Below are 4358 nucleotides of genomic sequence, written 5' to 3'. Positions count from 1 at the left end.
TCCCGCACGGTGCCCACAGCGCCGTGCCCCCACCCAGCACCACGACGGCGGCCCGCCTCCACGCGGAGGCGGGGCGCGTCGTCGGGGTCCGGGTGGGGATCAGCGCCCGAGATACCCGGTGCAGACCGGGCTGACCGGGGCGCCCTTCTTCTCCAGGACGACCACGTCCCGTTCGCGCCAGACCTCCGTGAAGCCCAGCCGTTCCGCACGCTGGAGGGCCTGGTCCGGTGTCAGCGGGTCCCAGCCGCCGAGCTCCTCCACCTTCGTGTCCACGATCATCCAGGTGGACAGCTCGTCGCCGATGTCCCCGTGCAGGCCCACGTAGGTGCGGGTCGTCAGGTGGGGGACGGCGTTGTCCGCCGCCTCCACGCAGACGCCGTCCGGGATGAGCGAGACGGCGTGGGCGAGGTCCTGGCCGTGCTGGCGCAGGTGGAGCTCGCCGGTGAGGGTGCGGTGGAACGGGAAGACCTGCGGGAAGAACGCGGTGCCCACCAGTCCTGCGGCGAGGAGGACGGAGGCGACCACGGCGGGAAGCCGGGAGACCCGGGGCCACCGCAGGCCGAGTCGGGCGGCCGCCTCGATGGCGGCCATGAGCAGGATCGGGGCGAGGATCGCGTCGTACTGGTACACCGGAGACCACACGTTGAGGCGGTCGTTGAACAGGCGGGAGCAGAGGATGGGCATGGCCATCAGGGTGACCGGGCTGAGGACCGGCAGCAGGAGCAGCGGCAGGAAGTGCAGCAGCCATAGGGCGACCTTCAGCGGATGGTCGAAGAGCACGGCGACGGCCGCCCAGGGCTGGGTGAGGAGGAAGTGCACCGAGCTGCCCATGTCCGGGCCCAGTGCCGTGAACTGCCAGTAGCCGAACGCGCCGGTGGGGGAGAAGTGCGGGATGGCCACGGAGGTGGCGAACCAGTAGCCAACCAGGCCGGCCACGAAGGTGACCAGGGCGGGCCACCAGTGGCGCCGGATCGCCATGACCAGGGCGATCGCCACGAGGGTGACGCCCATGTCCTCCCGGACGGACAGGAGGGACACCGCCAGCAGGGTGGCGAGCCAGGCGCGGTGGCCGTCCAGGGCCCAGATGAGCCAGGCCATGATCGGCACACCCAGGGTGACCTCGTGGAAGTCCCAGTTGACCATCGCCTGGAAGGGCCACCACAGCAGCAGGGCGGCGCAGGCGATCATGCCCGTGGCGTGGCCGGCGCGTCGACGGGTGAACAGGTAGACGGGGATCGCCGTGGTGCCCAGCGCGAGGGCCATGACGATGCCGAGCATCCGCGGGTCGTCCCAGATCCAGTAGAACGGAGCGAGCAGGGCCAGGATCGGGTGGAAGTGGTCGCCGAGCAGGTGGAAGTCCACGCCCTTGACCGGGACGATCGGCGCCTTGAACATCGCGTACTGGCGCACCGCCTGGTCGAAGATGCCGAGGTCGTAGCCCTTGGCCTCGTAGGCCGCGAAGCGCAGGAACGAGTGCGTGACGTACAGCGCCATGAAGGCGGCCATGAGCAGGCCGAGCTGGATCCACTGGCCGCGAGAGACCGTCACCGTGGGGACGGGGGAGTGCGGGGCCGTCAGCGCGGCACGGAGGCGGGAAGGCAAGGGGCTCCTCGGGTCGGCCGTGCAGGAGAAGCGCCCCAGGAGGGATTCGAACCCCCGACCGGCGGATTAGAAGGCCGCTGCTCTGTCCTGCTGAGCTACTGGGGCTGGGCACCGGCAAGTCTACTGGTCCCGCGAGGGACGATCCGTCCCGGTCAGGGCGGGTGGATCCGCGTCGGCGCGGGCTCGTCTCCTGCACAGGTGCCCGATGCGGCCGAGCCGTCCACAGAAGCGGGTGACACCGTGGCGCCGGGCAGGGCGCGGGCCGTGGACTGGGAACAGCGGCCGGCCACCCGGGCCGGCCCACCACCGGAAAGGGACCGCAATCATGCAGGACACCATCACCCTCCGTGGCCGCATCGCCACCGACCCGGCCGAGCGCAAGACCCCCAACGGCGTCACCGTCGTCAACTTCCGCCTGGCCACCACCGAGCGCCGCTTCGACCGTGGCGCCGGCCAGTGGGTGGACGCCCACACCAACTGGTACAACGTGGCCGTGTTCGGCCGCCAGGCCACGAACGTCCTCCAGTCCACGAAGAAGGGGAACCCGATCGTCGTCGTGGGCCGTCAGCGGATCCGGGACTGGTCCACCGCGGACCGATCCGGGACCTCCGTGGACGTGGTGGCGGACGCCGTGGGCCTGGACCTGAACTTCGGCACCTGCGCCTACAACAAGACCGTCTCCGCGCGGCAGGCCGACCAGGACTTCCAGGCCCGCACCGGCCAGCCCGCGGAGCCGCAGGGCGTGGACGAGGATGCCGTGCCGGAGGGGCAGCGGGTGGACCCGGACACCGGCGAGCTCACGAGCGTCAGCGAGCCCTGGAGGACGGCCATCTGCGCGAGGGCATGGACCAGGACCCCTGGGCGGCGGACGGCGGAGACGGTGCCGTGCCGGACGAGGGGGACTCCGAGGACGCCCCGACGGGGGAGTCGGAGCGGGCGCCCAGCTACGCGTGAGACTCCGCTCTCAGGCGAAGGTGGCCGCCGAGGCGGGAAACCCGGCGGCCACCCAGTAGCCTGGTGCGCATGGCGGAATTCATCTACACGATGGTCAAGGCCCGCAAGAAGGTGGGCGACAAGCTGATCCTGGACGACGTGACGATGTCGTTCTTCCCCGGCGCGAAGATCGGCATGGTCGGTCCGAACGGCGCGGGCAAGTCCACGATCCTGAAGATCATGGCCGGCCTGGACGAGCCCTCGAACGGCGACGCCCGGCTGAGCGCCGGCTACAGCGTCGGCATCCTCATGCAGGAGCCGAAGCTCGACGAGTCCAAGACGGTCGCCGAGAACGTCCAGGAGGGCGTTGGCGAGATCTACGGCAAGATCCAGCGCTACAACGAGATCTCCGACGAGATGGCGAACCCGGATGCGGACTTCGACGCCCTCATGGAGGAGATGGGGTCGCTGCAGACGGACATCGACGCGGCCGACGCCTGGGACATCGACTCCCAGCTCGAGCAGGCGATGGACGCGCTGCGCTGCCCGCCGGGCGACTTCCCGGTGACCCACCTCTCCGGCGGCGAGAAGCGCCGCGTGGCCCTCTGCAAGCTGCTCCTGGAGAAGCCGGACCTCCTCCTGCTCGACGAGCCCACCAACCACCTCGACGCCGAGTCCGTGCTGTGGCTCGAGCAGCACCTGGCCTCCTACCCGGGCGCCGTCGTGGCCGTGACCCACGACCGCTACTTCCTGGACCATGTGGCCGGCTGGATCTGCGAGGTCGACCGCGGCCGCCTCTACCCGTACGAGGGCAACTACTCCACCTACCTTGAGACCAAGCAGAAGCGCCTGGAGATCCAGGGCAAGAAGGACGCCAAGCTCGCCAAGCGCCTCTCCGAGGAGCTCGACTGGGTCCGCTCCAACACCAAGGGCCGCCAGGCCAAGTCGAAGGCACGCCTGGCCCGCTACGAGGAGATGGCGGCAGAAGCGGAGAAGACCCGCAAGCTGGACTTCGAGGAGATCCAGATCCCGCCGGGCCCGCGCCTGGGCAACGTCGTGATCGAGGCCACCGACCTCAAGAAGGGCTTCGACGACCGCGTGCTGATCGACGGCCTGTCCTTCTCCCTGCCCCGCAACGGCATCGTCGGGGTGATCGGCCCGAACGGCGTCGGCAAGACGACCCTCTTCAAGACGATCGTCGGCCTCGAGCCGCTCGACGGCGGCGAGCTGAAGGTCGGCGAGACCGTCAAGATCTCCTACGTGGACCAGACCCGCGCGAACATCGACCCGGAGAAGTCGCTGTGGGAGGTCGTCTCCGACGGCCTGGACTACATCAAGGTCGGCAACGTCGAGATGCCGTCCCGCGCCTACGTCTCCGCGTTCGGCTTCAAGGGTCCGGACCAGCAGAAGAAGGCCGGTGTGCTCTCCGGTGGCGAGCGCAACCGCCTGAACCTCGCCCTGACCCTCAAGGAGGGCGGCAACCTGCTGCTCCTCGACGAGCCGACCAACGACCTCGACGTGGAGACCCTGACCTCCCTCGAGAACGCGCTGCTCGAGTTCCCCGGCTGTGCCGTCGTCGTCTCCCACGACCGCTGGTTCCTGGACCGCGTGGCCACTCACATGCTGGCCTACGAGGGCACCGAGGAGGATCCGGCCAACTGGTACTGGTACGAGGGAAACTTCGAGTCCTACGAGCAGAACAAGGTGGACCGCCTCGGCCCCGAGGCCGCCCGCCCGCACCGCGTCACGCACCGCAAGCTCACCCGCGACTGAGCGTGACCGGACCCGCACAGCGGCCCGCCGCCGAGCATCGCTCGGCGGCG

Annotated in this window: 3 protein-coding genes and 1 tRNA gene; 2 read left to right on the top strand and 2 right to left on the bottom strand. The window is 69.8% G+C overall.

Annotated features, from left to right (window positions below):
* Positions 1-99 precede the first annotated feature (99 nt).
* Together AC2W7A_RS09880 and AC2W7A_RS09875 are read right to left on the bottom strand one after the other, a co-directional pair.
* Positions 100-1602 (bottom strand): DUF2079 domain-containing protein, encoded by a 1503-nt coding sequence (locus tag AC2W7A_RS09880; RefSeq protein ID WP_485991208.1) that lies wholly within the window; start codon positions 1600-1602, stop codon positions 100-102.
* A 31-nt stretch (positions 1603-1633) separates the two neighbouring features.
* Positions 1634-1707 (bottom strand) — tRNA-Arg (locus AC2W7A_RS09875).
* 220 nt (positions 1708-1927) lie between these two features.
* On the opposite strand from AC2W7A_RS09875, the gene AC2W7A_RS09870 reads away from it, so the two are divergent.
* Together AC2W7A_RS09870 and ettA are read left to right on the top strand one after the other, a co-directional pair.
* A complete protein-coding gene (locus AC2W7A_RS09870; RefSeq protein WP_485991207.1) occupies positions 1928-2683 on the top strand; it encodes a single-stranded DNA-binding protein in 756 nt (251 codons plus the stop codon).
* Positions 2626-4308, top strand: a complete 1683-nt coding sequence (gene ettA / locus AC2W7A_RS09865; protein WP_485991206.1) for an energy-dependent translational throttle protein EttA — start codon at positions 2626-2628, stop codon at positions 4306-4308. The genes AC2W7A_RS09870 and ettA overlap by 58 nt, the downstream gene beginning before the upstream one ends.
* Positions 4309-4358: the final 50 nt, after the last annotated feature.

It is taken from the genome of Micrococcus sp. LASM2_SD2, from assembly GCF_057364565.1.
Note: the sequence above shows the minus strand (reverse complement) of the source record. Positions and strands in the feature narration are given on the sequence as shown.

What these genes read in the sequence shown, in the direction of transcription:
- ettA (WP_485991206.1), top strand. Translation starts at nt 2,626, where the DNA reads ATGGCGGAATTCATCTACACGATGGTCAAGGCCCGCAAGAAGGTGGGC.
- AC2W7A_RS09870 (WP_485991207.1), top strand. Translation starts at nt 1,928, where the DNA reads ATGCAGGACACCATCACCCTCCGTGGCCGCATCGCCACCGACCCGGCC.